General features: G+C 60.2%; 17 protein-coding genes, 3 tRNA genes and 1 riboswitch. Of the genes, 4 read left to right on the forward strand and 16 right to left on the reverse strand.

Annotated elements, in window-relative coordinates; genetic code table 11:
- Positions 1-14 precede the first annotated feature (14 nt).
- A complete protein-coding gene (locus J2Y90_RS25240) occupies positions 15-194 on the forward strand; it encodes a PA3371 family protein (RefSeq protein ID WP_016773599.1) in 180 nt (59 codons plus the stop codon).
- On the opposite strand, the gene phnN is transcribed toward J2Y90_RS25240, so the two are convergent.
- Positions 169-738 (reverse strand): phosphonate metabolism protein/1,5-bisphosphokinase (PRPP-forming) PhnN, encoded by a 570-nt coding sequence (gene phnN / locus J2Y90_RS25245; RefSeq protein WP_253504543.1) that lies wholly within the window; start codon positions 736-738, stop codon positions 169-171. The two genes, J2Y90_RS25240 and phnN, sit on opposite strands and share 26 nt — an antisense overlap.
- Before the next feature lie 387 nt (positions 739-1,125).
- On the opposite strand from phnN, the gene J2Y90_RS25250 reads away from it, so the two are divergent.
- Entirely contained in the window at positions 1,126-1,452 is a 327-nt protein-coding gene (locus tag J2Y90_RS25250; protein WP_003178899.1) for an Arc family DNA-binding protein, read from the forward strand.
- A gap of 118 nt (positions 1,453-1,570) precedes the next feature.
- On the opposite strand, the gene mgtE is transcribed toward J2Y90_RS25250, so the two are convergent.
- Complete coding sequence (gene mgtE, locus J2Y90_RS25255) at positions 1,571-3,013, reverse strand: magnesium transporter (RefSeq protein ID WP_016773597.1); 1,443 nt, start codon at positions 3,011-3,013, stop codon at positions 1,571-1,573.
- A gap of 321 nt (positions 3,014-3,334) precedes the next feature.
- On the opposite strand from mgtE, the gene J2Y90_RS25260 reads away from it, so the two are divergent.
- The gene (locus J2Y90_RS25260) at positions 3,335-3,847 is read left to right on the forward strand and encodes a cell envelope protein SmpA (RefSeq protein WP_253504546.1); all 513 of its coding nucleotides are present in this window, start codon (positions 3,335-3,337) and stop codon (positions 3,845-3,847) included.
- 19 nt (positions 3,848-3,866) lie between these two features.
- On the opposite strand, the gene J2Y90_RS25265 is transcribed toward J2Y90_RS25260, so the two are convergent.
- From J2Y90_RS25265 to ltaE, 7 genes are all read right to left on the reverse strand, one after another.
- Positions 3,867-3,943, reverse strand: a tRNA-Arg gene (locus J2Y90_RS25265).
- 72 nt (positions 3,944-4,015) lie between these two features.
- A tRNA-Arg gene (locus J2Y90_RS25270) sits at positions 4,016-4,092 on the reverse strand.
- 107 nt (positions 4,093-4,199) lie between these two features.
- Positions 4,200-4,290: transfer RNA gene (locus J2Y90_RS25275), tRNA-Ser, on the reverse strand.
- A 62-nt stretch (positions 4,291-4,352) separates the two neighbouring features.
- Complete coding sequence (gene csrA, locus J2Y90_RS25280; RefSeq protein WP_002554426.1) at positions 4,353-4,541, reverse strand: carbon storage regulator CsrA; 189 nt, start codon at positions 4,539-4,541, stop codon at positions 4,353-4,355.
- A 187-nt stretch (positions 4,542-4,728) separates the two neighbouring features.
- Positions 4,729-5,970 (reverse strand): aspartate kinase, encoded by a 1,242-nt coding sequence (locus J2Y90_RS25285; RefSeq protein ID WP_253504549.1) that lies wholly within the window; start codon positions 5,968-5,970, stop codon positions 4,729-4,731.
- A gap of 90 nt (positions 5,971-6,060) precedes the next feature.
- A complete protein-coding gene (alaS, locus tag J2Y90_RS25290; protein WP_253504552.1) occupies positions 6,061-8,676 on the reverse strand; it encodes an alanine--tRNA ligase in 2,616 nt (871 codons plus the stop codon).
- A gap of 146 nt (positions 8,677-8,822) precedes the next feature.
- Entirely contained in the window at positions 8,823-9,827 is a 1,005-nt protein-coding gene (ltaE, locus tag J2Y90_RS25295) for a low-specificity L-threonine aldolase (RefSeq protein WP_253504555.1), read from the reverse strand.
- A gap of 259 nt (positions 9,828-10,086) precedes the next feature.
- A riboswitch (FMN riboswitch) is annotated at positions 10,087-10,258 on the forward strand.
- Between the two features lie 103 nt (positions 10,259-10,361).
- On the opposite strand from ltaE, the gene J2Y90_RS25300 reads away from it, so the two are divergent.
- On the forward strand, positions 10,362-10,871 hold the full coding sequence (locus tag J2Y90_RS25300) for a 6,7-dimethyl-8-ribityllumazine synthase (RefSeq protein WP_253504558.1): 510 nt from the start codon (positions 10,362-10,364) through the stop codon (positions 10,869-10,871).
- A 126-nt stretch (positions 10,872-10,997) separates the two neighbouring features.
- Here the strand turns inward: J2Y90_RS25300 and astE are convergent, their stop codons facing one another.
- The 7 genes from astE to J2Y90_RS25335 form a co-directional block, all read right to left on the reverse strand.
- Positions 10,998-12,005 carry a succinylglutamate desuccinylase gene (astE, locus tag J2Y90_RS25305; RefSeq protein ID WP_217852946.1) on the reverse strand — a complete coding sequence of 336 codons (1,008 nt, stop codon included), beginning with the start codon at positions 12,003-12,005 and terminating at the stop codon, positions 10,998-11,000.
- 12 nt (positions 12,006-12,017) lie between these two features.
- Positions 12,018-12,308 carry a hypothetical protein gene (locus J2Y90_RS25310; protein ID WP_016773591.1) on the reverse strand — a complete coding sequence of 97 codons (291 nt, stop codon included), beginning with the start codon at positions 12,306-12,308 and terminating at the stop codon, positions 12,018-12,020.
- Positions 12,309-12,365: 57 nt separating this feature from the next.
- Positions 12,366-13,712, reverse strand: a complete 1,347-nt coding sequence (gene astB / locus J2Y90_RS25315; protein WP_253504560.1) for an N-succinylarginine dihydrolase — start codon at positions 13,710-13,712, stop codon at positions 12,366-12,368.
- Between the two features lie 162 nt (positions 13,713-13,874).
- Positions 13,875-15,344 carry a succinylglutamate-semialdehyde dehydrogenase gene (astD, locus tag J2Y90_RS25320; protein WP_253505348.1) on the reverse strand — a complete coding sequence of 490 codons (1,470 nt, stop codon included), beginning with the start codon at positions 15,342-15,344 and terminating at the stop codon, positions 13,875-13,877.
- Positions 15,341-16,366, reverse strand: coding sequence for an arginine N-succinyltransferase (gene astA, locus J2Y90_RS25325; RefSeq protein WP_024014014.1), 1,026 nt, complete (start codon positions 16,364-16,366; stop codon positions 15,341-15,343). Before astA ends, astD begins: the two co-directional genes overlap by 4 nt.
- A gap of 51 nt (positions 16,367-16,417) precedes the next feature.
- Positions 16,418-17,437, reverse strand: a complete 1,020-nt coding sequence (gene aruF, locus J2Y90_RS25330) for an arginine/ornithine succinyltransferase subunit alpha (RefSeq protein WP_253504565.1) — start codon at positions 17,435-17,437, stop codon at positions 16,418-16,420.
- A 202-nt stretch (positions 17,438-17,639) separates the two neighbouring features.
- Positions 17,640-18,860, reverse strand: coding sequence for an aspartate aminotransferase family protein (locus tag J2Y90_RS25335; RefSeq protein ID WP_253504568.1), 1,221 nt, complete (start codon positions 18,858-18,860; stop codon positions 17,640-17,642).
- Between the last annotated feature and the right edge of the window lie 159 nt (positions 18,861-19,019).

Consider the following 19,019-nt stretch of genomic DNA (forward strand, 5'->3'; position numbering starts at 1 on the left):
TTCAGGAGTACAACATGTCCAAATCAGCGACAGGATTTCTGATCCTCGCTTTACTGAGTGGCGTTACCCATCTGGCGCTGTTCGAGGAGACGGAAGTCACCTTGCCTCTGGTTGGCTGTGGCGTGTTTGCGGTGCTGTTCGTGCTGGCTCTGATCGCCGGCCGCAAGATTAAATTCGATCCGGTTCTGCGTTGAGCCGAATCAATTTCAGTAGCGCGGAAACAGCGGCAGCAAGGTCGCCAGAATTGTCGATCTGATGGACGGGGCTGTCGCTGGATCTCCGGTCTTTGAACAGCGCGTTACGCGCCAGCCTGGCATCGATCTGCTCAGGGGTCTCCCGACCCCGCCTGAGCAGGCGCTGGCGCAGAACCTCGTCGTTGACCGTCAGCAGGATCGGTACGAGGGTCGGGTACAACTCCATCGCTTGGCGCAGGTTTGCTCTTGAACCATTGACCAGGACATGGCGCCCACCTCGCAACCATTGATCCATTTCCCTGGGAATGCCGTACGACAGGCCATTTGCTTGCCAGGCCAGGGAAAACGCGCCGACCTGCTGTTGCCGGTCGAACTCTTGCGGCGTCACGCCAATTGCATCCTCGCCTACCGACTCCGCTGATCGGGTGATCACCCGACGCATGATTTCGCAGTTCAACTCACGCAATGGCTCACGCGATGCGTCGATCAGGCTGTCCTTGCCCGAACCGGACGGCCCCATCAGGTAAAAAAGCTTGCCATCCATCCTGTAAACGCCCTCCAACGGGACCTGCCCCTAGTAAATCGGCAATTTGCCACTATCCTGTACATATAGGGATCAAGGTAGTGAGCCGCATAGCATGCACGTTCCAAGGTCTTCGGACATCAACAGATGTGCATGTAAAAGCGGGCAGCGATACGGAAGGATGGAAAGTTTTCCAACCAGTCCGCATTTCTGACAACTGGTGCTGGCATTACGCCTTTACCCGGATCAATATTTGTCACAGAATTGACGCCAATGATCTGGCAATTTTGAGGCATGATGCCGGCCTCTTAACAATTCAGGTTGAACCAATTGGTCTGGATGCTTGTCCTACCACACATCCTGCGGCCAATCCCGAGAACCGCTCCCCTGAACTAACCGGTTAAATATATGCGCCCATTGAAACAGGCAATTTATTCCAGCCGTACGGCTGACAAGTTTGTCGTACGTCTGCCAGACGGAATGCGTGAACGCATTGCCGAGGTGGCTCGCAATCATCATCGCAGCATGAACTCCGAGATCATTGCGCGCCTTGAGCAGAGTCTTATTCAGGAAGGCGCACTGGGCGAAGAACTGAGCATGCGCCTGGACAGTCCAGAGCTGTCGCTGCATGAGCGTGAGCTGTTGCAACGCTTCCGTCAGCTTTCGCATCGCCAGCAAAACGCTCTGGTGTCGCTGATCGCCCACGACGCCGAAATGGCCGCAGACGCGTCCTGAGTTATACCGAACACATTGAAGCCAGCTTGATTGCTGGCTTTTTTTTGCCTCGGTTTTGAGTTTTCACAGGCGTAAAAAAGCCCGTCGATCTGACGGGCCTTTGCACAGCACAGCTGCTTCAGAGCAGGAAAATTGTCGCCAGCCCGAGGAAGATGAAGAAGCCACCGCTGTCGGTCATTGCGGTGATCATCACACTGGCGCCCATTGCCGGGTCGCGGCCCATCTTCGCCAGCGTCATCGGGATCAACACGCCCATCAATGCCGCCAGCAACAGGTTGAGCGTCATCGCTGCGGTCATCACCACGCCGAGCGACCAACTGCCGTAGAGCATGTAAGCGACTACACCGATCACCCCGCCCCAGACCAGACCGTTGATCAAGCCGACGGCCAGTTCTTTGCGCATCAAGCGCGAGGTGTTGCCGGTGCTGACCTGATCCAGCGCCATGGCGCGCACGATCATGGTGATGGTCTGGTTGCCGGAGTTGCCGCCGATACCTGCGACGATCGGCATCAACGCCGCCAGTGCCACCAGTTTTTCGATCGAGCCTTCGAACAGACCGATCACCCGCGATGCCACGAACGCAGTAATCAGGTTCACCGCCAGCCACGCCCAACGGTTGCGCAGGGATTTCCACACTGAAGCGAAAATGTCTTCCTCTTCACGCAGACCGGCCATGTTGAGGACTTCGCTTTCGCTTTCCTCACGGATCAGGTCGACCATTTCATCGATGGTCAGACGGCCGATCAGTTTGCCGTTCTTGTCGACTACCGGCGCGGAGATCAAGTCGTAACGCTCGAACGCCTGAGCGGCGTCGTAGGCATCCTCGTCCGGGTGGAAGCTCACCGGATCGCTGGCCATCACTTCCGCGACCTGCTTCTCCGGATCGTTGACCAGCAGACGCTTGATCGGCAGCACACCTTTGAGCACGCCGTCGTAATCGACCACAAACAGTTTGTCGGTATGACCAGGCAGCTCTTTGAGGCGACGCAGGTAACGCAGAACCACTTCAAGGCTGACGTCCTCACGGATCGTCACCATCTCGAAGTCCATCAGCGCACCGACCTGATCCTCGTCGTAGGACAGGGCCGAGCGCACGCGTTCGCGCTGCTGGTTATCCAGACTCTCCATCAGCTCATGGACAACGTCTCGCGGCAGCTCGGAGGCCAGGTCAGCGAGTTCGTCGGCGTCCATGTCCTTGGCGGCGGCCAGGAGCTCGTGATCGTCCATGTCGGCGATGAGCGTTTCACGGACGGAATCGGAGACTTCGAGAAGAATGTCGCCGTCGCGGTCGGCCTTGACCAGTTGCCAGAGCGTCAGACGATCGTCCAGCGGCAAGGCTTCGAGAATGTAGGCGACGTCGGCGGAGTGCAGATCATCGAGCTTGCGTTGCAGCTCGACGAGATTTTGCCGGTGAACCAGGTTTTCCACCCGGTCGTGATGCGGACCTTCCTGGCGATGAGTCAGGTCTTCAACGACACGCTGGCGCTGCAGCAACTCGACGACCTGAGCCAGGCGGTCCTGCAGGCTTTCCTGTGTTTTCTTTACTTCGATTTCGGACATAGGCGAACTCCACTCCCAGCAGCGGGGCACGCCGGAAGGATCAATCAGTCAATTCATGATTGGTGAAACGGTTTACTGAACAACTACTGGGTAAGTCCATGGAGGTTTTCCATAAGCCCCGGCGGGGCTGACGGGCGCAATGATACACGCCTGACGGTTTAAAACGTTGAAAAAATCACGGCTGAAACAAGCGCTTGCGAAACAAACCTGAGCGCCTTCCTGATCCGTGCAAATGCGACGACTCATCTTGAAAAGAAAACACACCGGCAATGCAAAAAGCAGCGACTACCCTTGAGCGTAGATCGTCATGGAGGACATCGAATGCCAGCAACACCCGCGCTTTTTCTACTGACCGCCCTGCTCCACGTCACGCCTTCCGAGGCCACCACACTTCATCGCTGCCAGGCCGCTGACGGCAGTGTCACCTTCACGTCGATGAGCTGCGCGGTCGGCGAACAGCTGTCGATTCAGGAGGTTCATCCCTATTCTCCCGGCTGGGTGGCAATCATGCCGGAGTTCAATCACGAAGCCGTGACAGGCATGAAAGACAACGGACGCGAACCGGGCATCGTCGGCGGCGCCGAACACAAATGTGGAAACCTGATCGATAACAGGCAGCGGCGCGAAGCGATCATCAATCGGCGAGTGATTGCCGGCATGAGCCAGCGGGATGTCGAAAGCGCACTGGGCAAGCCCGACAAGATCAACACGCGCACGTCGACCACGAGCTATCGTTACGACCTCAAGCGAGGCCGCAGTGCTCAAATTGATTTTGATGAAAGAGGCTGTGTGAAGGGAAAAGCCAAATCCCGGACAGCAAAAAGCCCGCGTTAAACGCGGGCTTCTTGGTATATGGTGCACTCGACAGGATTCGAACCTGTGACCGCTCGGTTCGTAGCCGAGTACTCTATCCAGCTGAGCTACGAGTGCATTTTGTGTTTTTAAACCAGACCACAACTGGTTGAAGCCGAGTTACTCACCTTACAGCAAATAACTCTTAAATGGTGCACTCGACAGGATTCGAACCTGTGACCGCTCGGTTCGTAGCCGAGTACTCTATCCAGCTGAGCTACGAGTGCATTTGTTGCCGCGCATTATAGGCCGTCTAATCTCTATGTCAAACACTTTTTCTAGTAATTTCAACAACTTACAGAAGAAGCCAGATTACGACGTACTAAGCAAATAATGGCGGAGAACGGGGGATTCGAACCCCCGACACCCTTTTGAGGTGTACTCCCTTAGCAGGGGAGCGCCTTCGGCCACTCGGCCAGCTCTCCGCAACACGGGGCGTATATTAACCAGCTTCTTCCCCGTTTGCAAACATAAAAATCGATAAAAATTAATGGCTTGGTTCTTCGTCCTTCTCTTTCTTTATACGCAGGTAAATTTCCTCACGGTGCACCGCAACCTCTTTCGGAGCGTTGACGCCGATACGCACCTGGTTTCCTTTGACGCCGAGCACGGTCACGGTGATTTCGCCGTCACCGATAATCAGGCTTTCCGCGCACCGACGAGTCAGAATCAGCATACCTTTCTCCTTACGCCATTCATTTCAGGGACAACAGTCTGCAAAAAAAAGGCACCCGACCTACAACCGCAGCGATCGTAGCCCTACATGCCTGAGTATTGACCAGCGCGAGCAAAAGAACAGTTCCGGGGCTCACGCCATTCAAAAATAAAGGGCGCGGTCAGACCGCGCCCCTCACAGAAGCGGATTACTCGCCCTGACGGGCCGGAGCATCCAGTTCGAAAGCCGTGTGCAGCGCGCGCACGGCCAGTTCCAGGTACTTCTCTTCGATCACCACGGACACCTTGATTTCCGAAGTCGAGATCATCTGGATGTTGATGCTTTCTTTCGCCAGGGATTCGAACATGCGGCTGGCCACGCCTGCGTGGGAACGCATGCCGACGCCGACGATCGAGACCTTGGCGATCCTGGTGTCGCCGACCACTTCACGGGCACCGATCTCGCGAGCGGTGTTTTCCAGCACGGTCTGTGCGGCCTGGTAGTCGTTGCGGTGCACGGTGAAGGTGAAGTCGGTGGTGTTATCGTGCGCGACGTTCTGCACGATCATGTCGACTTCGATGTTCGCGGCACTGATCGGGCCGAGAATCTTGAAGGCCACGCCCGGGGTGTCTGGCACGCCACGGATGGTCAGCTTGGCTTCATCGCGGTTGAAAGCGATGCCGGAAATGATCGGCTGTTCCATGGTTTCCTCTTCATCAATAGTAATGAGGGTGCCCGGACCCTCCTTGAAGCTGTGCAGTACGCGCAGCGGTACGTTGTACTTGCCGGCGAATTCCACCGCACGGATCTGCAACACCTTGGAACCGAGGCTGGCCATTTCCAGCATCTCTTCGAAGGTGATCTTGTCCAGACGCTGAGCGACCGGCACCACACGCGGGTCGGTGGTGTAGACACCATCGACGTCGGTGTAGATCTGGCACTCATCGGCCTTCAAGGCTGCGGCCAATGCCACGCCGGTAGTATCGGAACCGCCACGCCCGAGGGTGGTGATGTTGCCGTGCTCGTCGACGCCCTGGAAACCGGCGACAACCACCACGCGACCGGCCTTCAGATCACCGCGAATCTTCTGGTCATCAATCTGCAAGATACGCGCTTTATTGTGCGCACTGTCGGTCAGGATCCGCACCTGATTGCCGGTGTACGACACCGCAGGCACACCGCGCTTGATCAGCGCCATGGCCAACAGGGCAATCGTCACCTGCTCACCGGTGGAAACGATCACGTCCAGCTCGCGCGGAACAGGTTGCGCCTCGCCACTGATTTGCTTGGCCAGATCGATCAGACGGTTGGTTTCGCCGCTCATTGCAGACAGCACAACCACCAGGTCATCGCCGGCATCGCGGAATTTCTTAACCTTGTCGGCGACCTGCTCGATTCTCTCGACAGTGCCGACCGAGGTGCCTCCAAATTTCTGTACGATCAAAGCCATTTCAAAGCCGCCTCTGCCCATGAAGGGCGCCCAATAATCTTTCGAACAGTCGCCAGGCCCGCTACTGGACTGCGGACCCGGCGAGCCGTCTTATAAAGCCTGCTCGACGAATGGAACGGTCAGCGCCAGTGCGCCATCCAGCGCAGCGGCATCGACACCACCGCCCTGCGCCATGTCCGGACGACCACCGCCCTTCCCGCCCACTGCCGCAGCAGCCTGTTTCATCAAATCACCGGCTTTGAGTTGGCCAGTCAGGTCCTTGGTTACGCCTGCAACCAGTACGACCTTTTCCTCATGGACACCGCCGAGCAGGATCACTGCGCGGCCGAGTTTGTTTTTCAGCTGATCGACCAGCGCCAGCAGCGCCTTGCCATCCTGGCCGTCCAGACGGGCGGCCAGCACCTTCACATCCTTGACGTCCACCGCCGAGGCCGACAGATCGTCGCCCGCAGCGCTGGCTGCCTTGGCCTGCAACTGCTCAAGTTGTTTCTCCAGCAGACGGTTGCGCTCAAGTACCGCCGAGAGCTTGTCGATCAGGTTGTCGCGGCTGCCCTTGACCAGGCTGGCCGCTTCCTTGAGTTGTTCTTCTGCCGCGTTCAAGTAGGCCAGGGCCGCAGCACCAGTGACCGCCTCGATACGACGCACGCCCGATGCCACACCGCCTTCGCTGATGATTTTCAGCAGGCCGATGTCGCCGGTACGGTTGGCGTGGATACCGCCGCACAGTTCGACGGAGAAGTCGCCCATGCTCAGCACACGCACGCTGTCGCCGTACTTCTCGCCGAACAGCGCCATGGCGCCTTTGTTCTTCGCTGTTTCGATATCGGTTTCTTCGGTTTCAACCGCGGAGTTCTTGCGAATCTCGGCGTTGACGATTTCTTCCAGCTGCTTGATCTGTTCTGGCTTGATCGCTTCAAAGTGGCTGAAGTCGAAACGCAGACGCTGACTGTCGACCAACGAACCTTTCTGCTGCACGTGCTCGCCCAGCACCTGACGCAGAGCGGCGTGCAGCAAGTGGGTGGCCGAGTGGTTCAGCGCGGTGGCGTGACGCACTTCGGCGTCGACGTGGGTTTGCACCGGCGCGCCAATGGTCAGGCTGCCGGAGGCCAGCACGCCGTGGTGCAGGAACGCGCCGCCGGTCTTGGTGGTATCGCGCACGTCAAAACGGCTGTCGCCGGCCTGAATGAAACCGCAGTCGCCGATCTGGCCACCGGACTCGGCGTAGAACGGCGTCTGGTTGAGCACGATCACGCCTTCCTGACCTTCGCTCAGAATGTCGACCGACTGACCGTCCTTATAGATGGCGACGATTTTGGCCGAGCCGCTGGTGGCGGCGTAACCGGTGAATTCGGTGGCGACATCAACCTTGACCAGGGTGTTGTAGTCCAGACCGAACGAGCTGGCCGAACGTGCGCGAACACGCTGGGCTTCCATCTCGCGTTCGAAGCCGACCTCGTCGACGGTCAGGCCGCGTTCGCGAGCGATGTCGGCGGTCAGGTCCATCGGGAAACCGTAGGTGTCGTAGAGTTTGAACACCACGTCGCCCGGCACCACGGTGCCTTTGAGCTCGGCCAGATCCTGCTCGAGGATTTTCAGGCCGTGCTCCAGGGTCTTGGAGAACTGCTCTTCTTCAGCCTTGAGCACGCGCTCGATGTTGCTTTGCTGCTTCTTCAGTTCCGGGAAGGCTTCGCCCATCTCGGCAACCAGCGCCGCGACGATCTTGTAGAAGAAGCTGCCGGTGGCGCCGAGCTTGTTGCCGTGACGGCAGGCGCGACGGATGATCCGGCGCAGCACGTAACCGCGACCTTCGTTGGACGGCAGCACGCCGTCGGCGATCAGGAAACCGCAGGAACGGATGTGGTCGGAGACGACTTTGAGCGACGACTGATCGCCATTTTCGCAGCCGATCGCTTCAGCCGAAGCCTTGAGCAGGTTCTTGAACAGGTCGATGTCATAGTTGGAATTGACGTGCTGCATCACCGCACTGATCCGCTCCAGGCCCATGCCGGTGTCCACCGACGGCGCTGGCAACGGATGCAACACGCCATCGGCGGTGCGGTTGAACTGCATGAACACGTTGTTCCATATCTCGATGTAGCGGTCGCCATCCTCTTCCGGCGAGCCCGGCGGGCCGCCCCAGATGTGCTCGCCGTGATCGTAGAAAATCTCGGTGCACGGGCCGCACGGACCGGTATCGCCCATGGTCCAGAAGTTGTCGGAGGCGTACGGCGCGCCCTTGTTGTCGCCGATGCGGATCATGCGCTCGGCCGGTACACCGATTTTCTGTGTCCAGATGTCATACGCCTCGTCGTCGGTGGCGTAGACGGTGACCCAGAGCTTTTCCTTCGGCAGCTTGAGCACGCCGGTGAGGAAGGTCCAGGCGAAGGTGATCGCGTCGTGCTTGAAGTAGTCGCCGAAGCTGAAGTTGCCGAGCATTTCGAAGAACGTGTGGTGACGCGCGGTGTAACCGACGTTTTCCAGGTCACTGTTCTTGCCGCCGGCGCGCACGCATTTCTGGCTGCTGGTGGCACGGGTGTACGCACGTTTTTCCTGGCCCAGGAAGCAGTCCTTGAACTGGTTCATCCCCGCGTTGGTGAACAGCAGGGTTGGGTCGTTGCCCGGAATCAAAGAGCTGGAGGCTACACGGGTGTGGCCTTGCTCTTCGAAGAAGCGAAGGAAGGCTTCACGGATTTCTGCGCTTTTCATTAGGTTCTTCCACGGAGGCTGCGGCCAAAGGCCTGTTCGAAACGTCGTGAGACGAAGCGACGGCAAAGGGCCGCATTATATCGGCCCTGCGCGCGGGGTACAGCGTGTTTATACGATAGAAACGGTCAATTGGACGGCTAACGCTGTCACTTGCGCGAAAATTCGACGAATGCCGCGATCACTTGCTCGATTTGCGCGCGGCTGACGTCCATGTGCGTGACCATGCGCAAGCGCACAGCGGCGCTGAGCTTGATCCCGCGTTCGCCAGCGAAGGCTTTGAGCGCTTCGGCCTTGTCGCCCATTTGCACATACACCATATTGGTTTGCACAGGTTCGACGACGAAACCGGCCTCACGCAGACCATCGACGAGCACCTGCGCGTTGGCGTGATCGTCGGCCAGCCGTTCAATATGGTGATCCAGCGCGTACAACCCCGCCGCCGCCAGCAACCCGGCCTGACGCATGCCGCCGCCAACCATTTTGCGCAAGCGCCGCGCTTTACCGATCAACTGTTCTGAGCCACACAGCACCGAGCCGACCGGCGCGCCAAGACCTTTGGACAGACACACCGACACCGAATCGAAATGCTGGGTGATCTCGCGGGCATCGACGCCGAGTCTGACCGCCGCGTTGTACAGCCGCGCGCCGTCCAGGTGCAATTGCAGGCCATGCTCCTGAGTAAAGCGCCGGGCACGCGCCAGATATTCCAGCGGCAGCACCTTGCCCTGCATGGTGTTTTCCAGCGCCAGCAGGCGCGTGCGGGCGAAATGGAAGTCGTCCGGTTTGATCGCCGCCGCGACCTGATCCAGATCCAGCGAACCGTCGGCCTGCACTTCCAGCGGCTGCGGCTGGATCGAGCCGAGCACCGCCGCCCCGCCACCCTCGTACTTATAGGTGTGTGCCTGTTGACCGACGATGTACTCGTCGCCACGCTCGCAGTGCGCCATCAGGCCGAGCAGGTTGCTCATGGTCCCGGTCGGCACGAACAGCGCGGCGGCAAAACCCAGGCGTTTGGCCAGTTCGGCCTCGAGGCGATTGACCGTTGGATCTTCGCCGTACACATCGTCCCCGGTGTCCGCTGCGGTCATCGCATCGAGCATGGCGGGAGTCGGTTGGGTGACGGTGTCGCTGCGAAGATCGATAACACTCATGAACCTGGCCTCAAGTCAGCAGGGGAAATCCCTTTGTGAAGTGGGATTACTGCGGTCATCGCGCGGATTAATCAAGCCTTGAACAAGGAAAAATCCTTTTCTTCCTCAAGCGCACACCGCCAATGTGGGAGCGAGCCTGCTCGCGAACGCGGAGTAAGAGTCAGCATATTCGTTGAATGTGAAGCCGCTTTCGCGAGCAGGCTCGCTCCCACAGGGGTTATGTGTTAAAAATCCTGCGCCGCCCTCCTTCGGGCGGCACAAACGTTCTCAGGGCGGGGTGCAATTCCCCACCGGCGGTAATTGCGCGCAATGCGCATAGCCCGCGAGCGCTTGGCGCTGCACATGACTTGGGTCGGGTGCGTCGGCAAGGTCAGCAGACCCGGTGTGATCCCGGGGCCGACGGTCATAGTCCGGATGAAGAGAGAACGGGATTGACGCCAAAGGGCCGTCCGCGTGCATTCGTGCCTGCGCTCGCACCCTTGCATCCCTTTCGATTCATAACGCCCTGTTTTTCACACAAACAGGAGTCAGAACATGCAACCCACCGCTATCGACAGCAAAAGCAAACACCCACAGGGCGAGCGCGTCGCGTTCATTCAGGCCTGCTGGCACAAGGAAATCGTCGACCAGAGCCGCAAAGGCTTCGTCGCCGAGATGCTGGCTCAGGGTTATCAGGAAGCGGACATCGATTTCTTCGAAGTCGGCGGCGCTTTTGAAATGCCCCTGCACGCCAAGCTGCTGGCCAAGTCCGGCCGTTACGCTGGCATTATCGCCGCCGCTTTGGTGGTGGACGGCGGCATTTATCGCCACGAATTCGTCGCGCAATCGGTGGTCAGCGGCCTGATGCAGGTGCAGCTGGAAACCGAAGTGCCGGTGTTCTCGGTGTCGCTGACCCCGCATCACTTTCATTCGGGCGAAGAACACCAGAAGTTCTTCTTCGAACACTTTGTGCACAAGGGTCAGGAAGCGGCGCGGACTTGCGCGGATACGCTGCAGAAAGTTCGTGCGCTGCGTCGAACCGAGCCGCGCGCTGTAGCGGTCTGATTCTCACATGATCGTTCCCACGCTCTGCGTGGGAATGCCTCAATGGACGCTCTGCGTCCGCTGTTGGGACGCGGAGCGTCCCGGGCTGCATTCCCACGCGGAGCGTGGGAACGATCACAACCTGGGTCAGGCGAGGTTTTCGTCAGTGGTCGGGACGATCAGGATGCCGGCGCGCAGGCCGTTCTTGACCTTGGGATTGGGGAAGATGATGCGCGCGCCCTGCTCTTCGATCACCCAGCGGGTATTGGCCAGGTCTTCGGCCAGCACATAACCCGGTTCCAGCTCGGAAAAGTTCTCGATGTCCGCCGGCAGGTTCAGGCGGAACGCATCGCTGTGCTTGATGATTTCCCGCGCCACGCTGAACAGCTGCAAACCGTCCAGCCCTTCTTCTGTCTCCGGCTCAGTGCCTTCGATGATCTGCTTCAGACGGGTTTCCAGCAGTGAGACGTTGACGCCGTCGTTCTGTCCGAACGGCCGCGCCTTGCCCAGTTCCAGGGTGAAAGCCTCGGCGTCGAGCTTGTCGTAGGTATACGAACTGAACACGATCGACGGCTTGTTCTGCAACAGCACTGCTTCCATGCCGGCGGCGCGCAGTCGCGCCAGTTCACGACGGGAATGCTGGCGCCCTTCCTTCCACGGGTACAAGGCGAACTGTTCGATCTTCGAACCGCGTATCGCCGTGTGCAGGTCGTAGTGCAGACGCTGGCGCTCGGGCTTGCTGAAGAAACTCGCCGCCAGCCGCTCCAGCTCACAGGCGCGCAAGGCTTCCGAGCCGCTGCTTTGTTCGTGGCGGCCGTTGAACAGCCGATTGACGTCCTGCTCGACGAAACGCTCACCCTTGCGAATCGCTTCCGGGTTGCCGAACAGGAACAGAATGCGTGCGCGCGGCTTCAAGTCGCCGCGTGCGATGTCGTGCAGCAACCGATCGAGCAACTCGATCGGTGCGGTTTCATTGCCGTGGATGCCTGCCGAGAGCAGCAGGTCCAGGCCATTGTCGCGCGCTTCCGGGGGCCGCACTTCCAACGCCCCTTCGCTCAACCAGCGCATGCGCACGCCTTCGACAGTCAGTTGAGTCTTCTCCGCCGGTTCGCGGCCGGCGAGGGTCAGTTCAAGCAGTTTGCCGAGGGCGAGCATAGAGCGGTTTCCTTAGTGGTCGTGGTTGCAATCCGGGCCGTGTACGTGATCCTCGTCAGCGCCGAGATCAGCCGGTTCCATTTCCAGTTGCAGACTTACCAGATTAGTCGCCAATGGGCGCAGCAGCAGGTTGGCGTACTCTTCGTCACCTTCCTCGACGTCCACGCCGATCAGCAGCTGGCCACGGCCGTCCTGCTGGATCCACAGCTCTTTGCCTTGCCACATGACCGCCACGCGGGTGCACGAGGTTTGCAATTGCGTGCCGTCGGTGTCTTCAAGGATCAGCTGCAGGGAATCGCTCATGTTTTTACTCTCTTGGGGTGACACGCCGCGCGCCGCATTCAGGCAGCGCGCCGGCGATCAATTGATCTGGAAGGGATAAACCGCGCCCAGTTTAAGGATTTGCGTCAGTTCATCCAGTGCCGTCCGGCATTCAAGCAGCAACTGCGGGTCCGCCAGATCGGTTTCGCTCAGGCGGTCGCGGTAGTGCTTTTCAACCCATGCGGTCAACGAACCGTACAACGGGGCCGTCATGATAACCCCTGGGTTGACCGCCGCCAGTTCAGTTTCATTCAGCGCCACGCGCAGACGCAGGCACGCCGGGCCACCGCCGTTCTGCATGCTTTGCTTGAGATCGAAGACTTTAACTTCGCGGATCATTCCACCCGAGCTGGTCAGGCTTTGCAGATAAGCCCAGACACGTTCGTTGGCCTGGCATTCCTGCGGCACGATCAGCAGCATCGAACCGTCAGGACGCGAGAGCAATTGGCTGTTGAACAGGTAGGAACGCACCGCGTCATCCACGGTGACCGCCGAACGCGGCACGCACACGGACTGGAAGTTGCCGCCGACCTTGGCCAGTTTGCCTTGCAGTTCGGCGAGCATCTTGTCGGTCTCGAGGAACGCGTCCTCGTGATAGAACAGCACTTCACCGTTGCCCACGGCGATCACGTCGTTGTGGAACACGCCCTGATCGATGACGTTGGGGTTCTGTTGCGCGTAGACCACGCCTTCGTCACGCAGACCATGCAGACGCGCGACCGCTTGCGAGGCTTCGAGGGTCTGGCGTGCAGGATATTTCTGCGGCGCCGGGAAACGGTTGTCGAACGCACTGCGGCCGAACACGAAAAACTCGACACCCGCCTCGCCGTACTCACGGCAGAAGCGCGTGTGGTTGGCCGCGCCTTCGTCGCCAAACTGCGCCACCGCCGGCAATGCGGCGTGATGGGCGAAGTGCTGTTGATTGGCGAACATCGCACCGAGCACGCGGCTGGTGGTCGGGTGTTCAATGCTGCGGTGATATTTGCAATTGAGGTTGGCGGCGGTGAAGTGCACGCGGCCGTCAGCGGTGTCGGCGCTCGGGCTGACCGTGGCGGCGTTGGCCACCCACATGCTCGACGCCGAGCAACTGGCGACCAGCAGCGGCATCGCTTCTTTGGCGGCGCGCTCGATCACCTGCGCGTCAGTGCCGCTGAAGCCCAGGCGGCGCAGCGCCGCCACATCAGGACGTTCCTGCGGAGCCAGCACGCCTTGCTGAAAGCCCATGTCCATCAGCGCTTTCATTTTCGCCAGACCTTGCAGCGCCGCTTCCTTCGGGCTCGAGGACTGCTGGCTGTTGCTCTGCGAGGCGACGTTGCCGTAGGACAGACCACCGTAGTTATGGGTCGGCCCCACTAGACCGTCAAAATTGACTTCATAGGATTTCATCAGCGAGGCTCCACGAAAATCTGTTGTTATAGGCTTCAGGTAACAATTCAGTCAGACCGCGTTGCGGCTATCGCGAGCAGGCTCACTCCTACAGGTTTAGCGGTGGACACATATGCTGTGTACGACACAATCTTGTAGGAGTGAGCCTGCTCGCGATGGCCGTTACGCCATTTTCACGCCAGGCGTCAGAGCCGATGGCAACACCAGGCTCGGGGTTTCCAGCGATGCCACCGGGTACGCACAGTAATCCGCTGCGTAGTAGGCGCTGGCGCGGTGGTTGCCCGAGGCGCCGACGCCGCCGAACGGCGCGCTGCTGGCGGCGCCGGTCAGCTGTTTGTTCCAGTTGACGATGCCGGCGCGGCTTTCCAGCCAGAACTGCTGGTAACGCGCTTCGGAATCGGAGAGCAAACCGGCGGCCAGCCCATAAGCGGTGTTGTTGGCTTCAGTGATCGCCGCGCCGAAATCGGCATAGCGGATCACTTGCAGCAACGGCCCGAACAGTTCTTCGTCCGGACGCTCGGCCACGGCCGTCACATCGACGATGCCCGGAGTCAGCAAGGCCGACTGCGCCTGCGGCTGAGTCATTTCCAGCAGCGCCACCGCGCCGTTGGCCAGCAGTTGTTCCTGTGCATCCATCAACGCTTTCGCCGCGCCGAGGGAAATCACCGAACCCATGAACGGCGCCGGTTGCTGATCGAACGCACCGACTTCAATGGTCGAACTGACTTGCACCAGACGCTTGAGCAGGCTGTCGCCCCACGCGCCTTCTGGCACCAGCAGACGCCGGGCACAGGTGCAGCGCTGGCCGGCAGAAATGAACGCCGACTGAATGATGGTGTACACCGCCGCGTCCAGATCAGCGACCTGATCGACCACCAGCGGGTTGTTGCCGCCCATTTCCAGCGCAAGAATCTTGTCCGGGCGACCGGCGAATTGCTGGTGCAGGTGATTGCCGGTGCGGCTCGAACCGGTGAAGAACAGACCGTCGATACCCGGGTTCGCCGCCAGAGCGATGCCGGTTTCCCGCGCGCCTTGCAGCAGGTTCAACACGCCTGCCGGCAGGCCGGCTTCGATCCAGCACTTGACCGTCAGCTCGGCGACTTTCGGCGTCAGTTCGCTAGGCTTGAACAGCACCGTGTTACCGGCCAGCAGCGCCGGGACGATATGACCGTTGGGCAAGTGACCGGGGAAGTTGTAAGGACCGAACACCGCGACCACGCCGTGGGGCTTGTGGCGCAACACGGCGGTGGCGTCGCCCAATGGGCCGCTCTTCTCGCCGGTACGCTCACGGTAGCTCTGCACCGAGATGGCGATCTTGTTGACCATGCTGGTGACTTCGGTCGCAGCTTCCCACAGCGGTTTGCCGGTTTCTTCGCCGATGGTGCGAGCCAATTCGTCAGCGTGGTTTTTCAGCGACGCGGCGAAAGCCTCGAGCACGCTGATGCGTTCTTCGAGGGTACGACGTGCCCATTCGGGAAAGGCCTGCCGGGCAGCCTGCACCGCCGACTCGACCTGCGCAGCAGTGGCGCCCTCACCCGCCCACAGCACTTGCTGGGTCACCGGGTTCAGCGACTGAAAGGCTTCGCCCTGACCGGCCAGCCACTCACCTGCGATGTATAGCGAATTCATTATTTCGACTCCCGTGCAGCGGACAGCGCCACGGCGCGAACCTGATCGCCGGCGCTGAGTTGAAGACGTTTGGCGGTCTGCGGATCGACCACCAGGGTGCCCGCAGCCAGACGCGCGGGCGCAGCCGTGATGCGGCAATCCTCGCGTTTGCGGTTGTGGATGATGAACGGCGTGGCGTCATCGCCCGGCGTGCCGACGGCCAGCACCAGCGCTTCGCTGTCACGCACCGCGCGGATCTTGCTGGTTTCGCATTCGATGGCCGGGCCGGCGTCGAAGATGTCGACGTAACCCTGGTAGCTGAAGCCTTCGCTCTTGAGCATGGCCAGTGCCGGCTCGGTGTCCGGGTGTACCTGGCCGATGACGTTGCGCGCGTCTGGCGAAAGGAAGCAGGTGTACAGCGGGAATTTCGGCATCAGTTCGGCGATGAACGCCTTGTTGCCGACGCCGGTCAGGTAATCGGCCTGGCTGAATTCCATCTTGAAGAAGTGCCGGCCGAGGCTTTCCCAGAACGGCGAGCGCCCGGCGTCATCGGACACGCCACGCATTTCGGCGATGATCTTGTTGCCGAACAGCTCCGGGAACTCGGCGATGAACAGCATGCGCGCCTTGGACAGCATGCGGCCGTTGAGACCGTTGCGGTAATCGGCGTGCAGGAACAGCGAGCACAACTCGGAATTGCCGGTCAGGTCGTTCGCCAGAAACAGCGTCGGGATTTCGCGGTAGATGTTCAGCTCTTGCGAAGCGCTGACCGTCAGACCGACGCGGAAGTTGTACCAGGGCTCACGCAGCCCGACCGCACCGGCGATGGCGGAAATCCCCACCACGCGGCCGTCATCGTCTTCGAGCACGAACAGATAGTCCGCGTCGCCACGCCCGGCTTCGCCGCGAAAGGTCTTCTCGGCCCAGCCGACCCGGTGGGTCAGGCGCTCTTCGTTGGCCGGCAATGTGGTCAGGCCGGTGCCGGTGCTGCGGGCCAGGTCGATCAGCGCGGATAAATCGCTGCTGCGTACGGGACGAACAATCATGCTATCTCCTCAAACGGGCCGCTCGCGCCACCCGTGAAACTTGCTAAGGCGTTAAACCGCCACCAGGCGCACGCTGGCACCTTCACCGACGCCCAGGGCTTCGGCTGCTTCCATATCCAGCGTCACCGGTTTGCCCGGGGCGTAATCCAGCTCCAGCAACACCGCGCGGTAATCCTGCAACTGCGCATTGGCCACCAGATACTGACGCCCAACGCCCTTGACCGGCTCGCCGATCTTCACCGGCACCACCCGGCTCTGGGCGATCGAACGGATCCCCGAGACACGGGCATGCAGGGTCGGGCCGCCATCGAAAATGTCGATGTAGTGATCGGTCTCGAAGCCTTCGCGCATCAGGATGTCGAAGGTGATCTGTGCACGTGGGTGTACCTGGCCCATTGCTTCTTGCGCGGAGTCCGGCAGCAGCGGCACGTAGATCGGGTAATGCGGCATCAGCTCGGCGAGGAAGGTGCGGCTTTTCAGCCCGCACAGGCGCTCGGCTTCGGCATAGTTGAGGTCGAAGAAGTTACGTCCGATCGCATCCCAGAACGGCGAGTCGCCATTCTCGTCGCTGTAACCGACGATCTCGGTCACTACCGAATCGGCAAAACGCTCCGGGTGGCTGGCGACGAACAGCAGACGACCACGGGAGTTGAGCTCGGCCCATGGCGAACCAACCAGTTCGCGCTGCACGTAGAAACTGGTGAGCAAGCTGTTGCCGGTCAGGTCGTGGCACTGCGAGAGCACGTGGATCTTGTTGTGGATCTTCAGTTCGCGCGAGGCGTGAACGAAGGTCTCGTTACGGAAGCTGTAGAACGGCTCCGAGTAACCGGCGGAAGCAACGATGGCCGAGCAACCGACCAGTTTGCCGGTGCTCGAGTCTTCGAGGACGAAGAAGTAGCTCTCTTCACCGTTGAAGCTCACTTCGGCGGCGAACGAAGCTTCGCTCGCGGCGATCTTGTCGCTCAGACGTTCCACGTCATCCGGCAAGGAAGTGACACCAATCGGGCTGTCCGCAGCCAGACGCTGTACCTCGCCCAGATCAGCCATTTGCGCGGGGCGCATCACCAGCATGGTGTCACTCCTTTCTCTTCAAAATTCACAGAAAAAAACACCGGACCTTGTAGGAGTGAGCCTGCTCGCGATCGCGGTCTGTCAGAACCTGATGAGTCGACTGACAGACCGCGATCGCGAGCAGGCTCACTCCTACAGTGAACGTGCCCGGTGTCAAAAATTGGGTTCGGCGCCTGCAAAATTTCAGGCGCCGAAAGGTCCATCAGGCTTGCGTCAACTTCGCCGCAGCGCGTTCGAAGCGGTCCAGACCGGCATCGATATCGGCGTCTTCCACCACCAGGCTCGGGGCGAAACGGATCACGTCCGGGCCAGCCTGAAGAATCATCAGGCCTTCCTGTTCGGCGGCGTTGAAGATGTCCTTGGCCTTGCCTTTCCACGCTTCGCTCAGCACGCAACCGATCAGCAGACCGAGACCACGCACCTGGGTGAACAGGCCGTACTTCTCGCCGATCTGTTGCAGGCGGGTCTTGAATTTTTCGTGCTTGGCGTTCACGCCGTTCAACACTTCAGGGGTGTTGATCACGTCGATCACCGCTTCAGCGACCGCGCACGCCAGCGGGTTGCCGCCGTAGGTGGTGCCGTGGGTGCCGACCACCAGATGTTTGGCCAGTGCTTCGGTAGTCAGCATCGCCGCGATCGGGAAACCACCGCCCAGGCTCTTGGCGCTGGTGAGGATGTCCGGGGTCACGCCGTAATGCTGGTAGGCGAACAGCTTGCCGCTGCGGCCCATGCCGGTCTGCACTTCGTCGAACACCAGCAGCGCGTTGTTCGCGTCGCACAGTTCGCGGGCGCCTTGCAGGTACTCAAGCTCGGCCGGCAGCACGCCGCCCTCGCCCTGGATCGGCTCGAGCACGACCGCGCAGGTCTTCTCGGACACCGCCGCTTTGAGTGCAGCCAGATCGTTGTAGGGAACGTGGGTGATGCCGGTGATTTTCGGGCCGAAACCGTCGGAGTACTTCGACTGGCCACCGACGTTGACGGTGAACAGGGTACGGCCGTGGAAGCTGTTCAGCGCGGCGATGATTTCGTATTTCTCGCTGCCGAAACGGTCGAACGCCACGCGACGGGCCAGCTTGAACGCGGCCTCGTTGGCTTCGGCGCCGGAGTTGCAGAAGAACACGCGCTCGGCGAACGTGGCGTCGATCAGCTTGTGCGCCAGGCGCAGGGCCGGTTCGTTGGTGAACACGTTGGACACGTGCCACAGCTTGTTCGCCTGTTCGGTCAGCGCGCCGACCAGCGCCGGATGTGCGTGGCCCAATACGTTGACGGCAATCCCGCCGGCGAAGTCGATCAGCTCGCGGCCGGCCTGATCCCAGACCCGGGAACCGGCGCCACGCACCGGAATGAAAGCGGCAGGCGCGTAGTTGGGAACCATTACCTGGTCGAAATCGGCGCGTTGTACCGCAGCGTGCTCAACGGACATCGGAGTCTCCTGAAGAGGAACACCCGCCTGGAACTGGCGAGCGATGAGGGGATTGTAAGGACAGTTTTGTGCCCGGCCTTGTCGCCAAGCGACAACTTCTTATAGCGCAAACCCCGGATTTTCCCGGGTTTACGGCAATGCGACATATAGCGTCGCAAA

This window comes from Pseudomonas koreensis, assembly GCF_024169245.1.
GTDB classification, from domain to species: domain Bacteria; phylum Pseudomonadota; class Gammaproteobacteria; order Pseudomonadales; family Pseudomonadaceae; genus Aquipseudomonas; species Aquipseudomonas koreensis_F.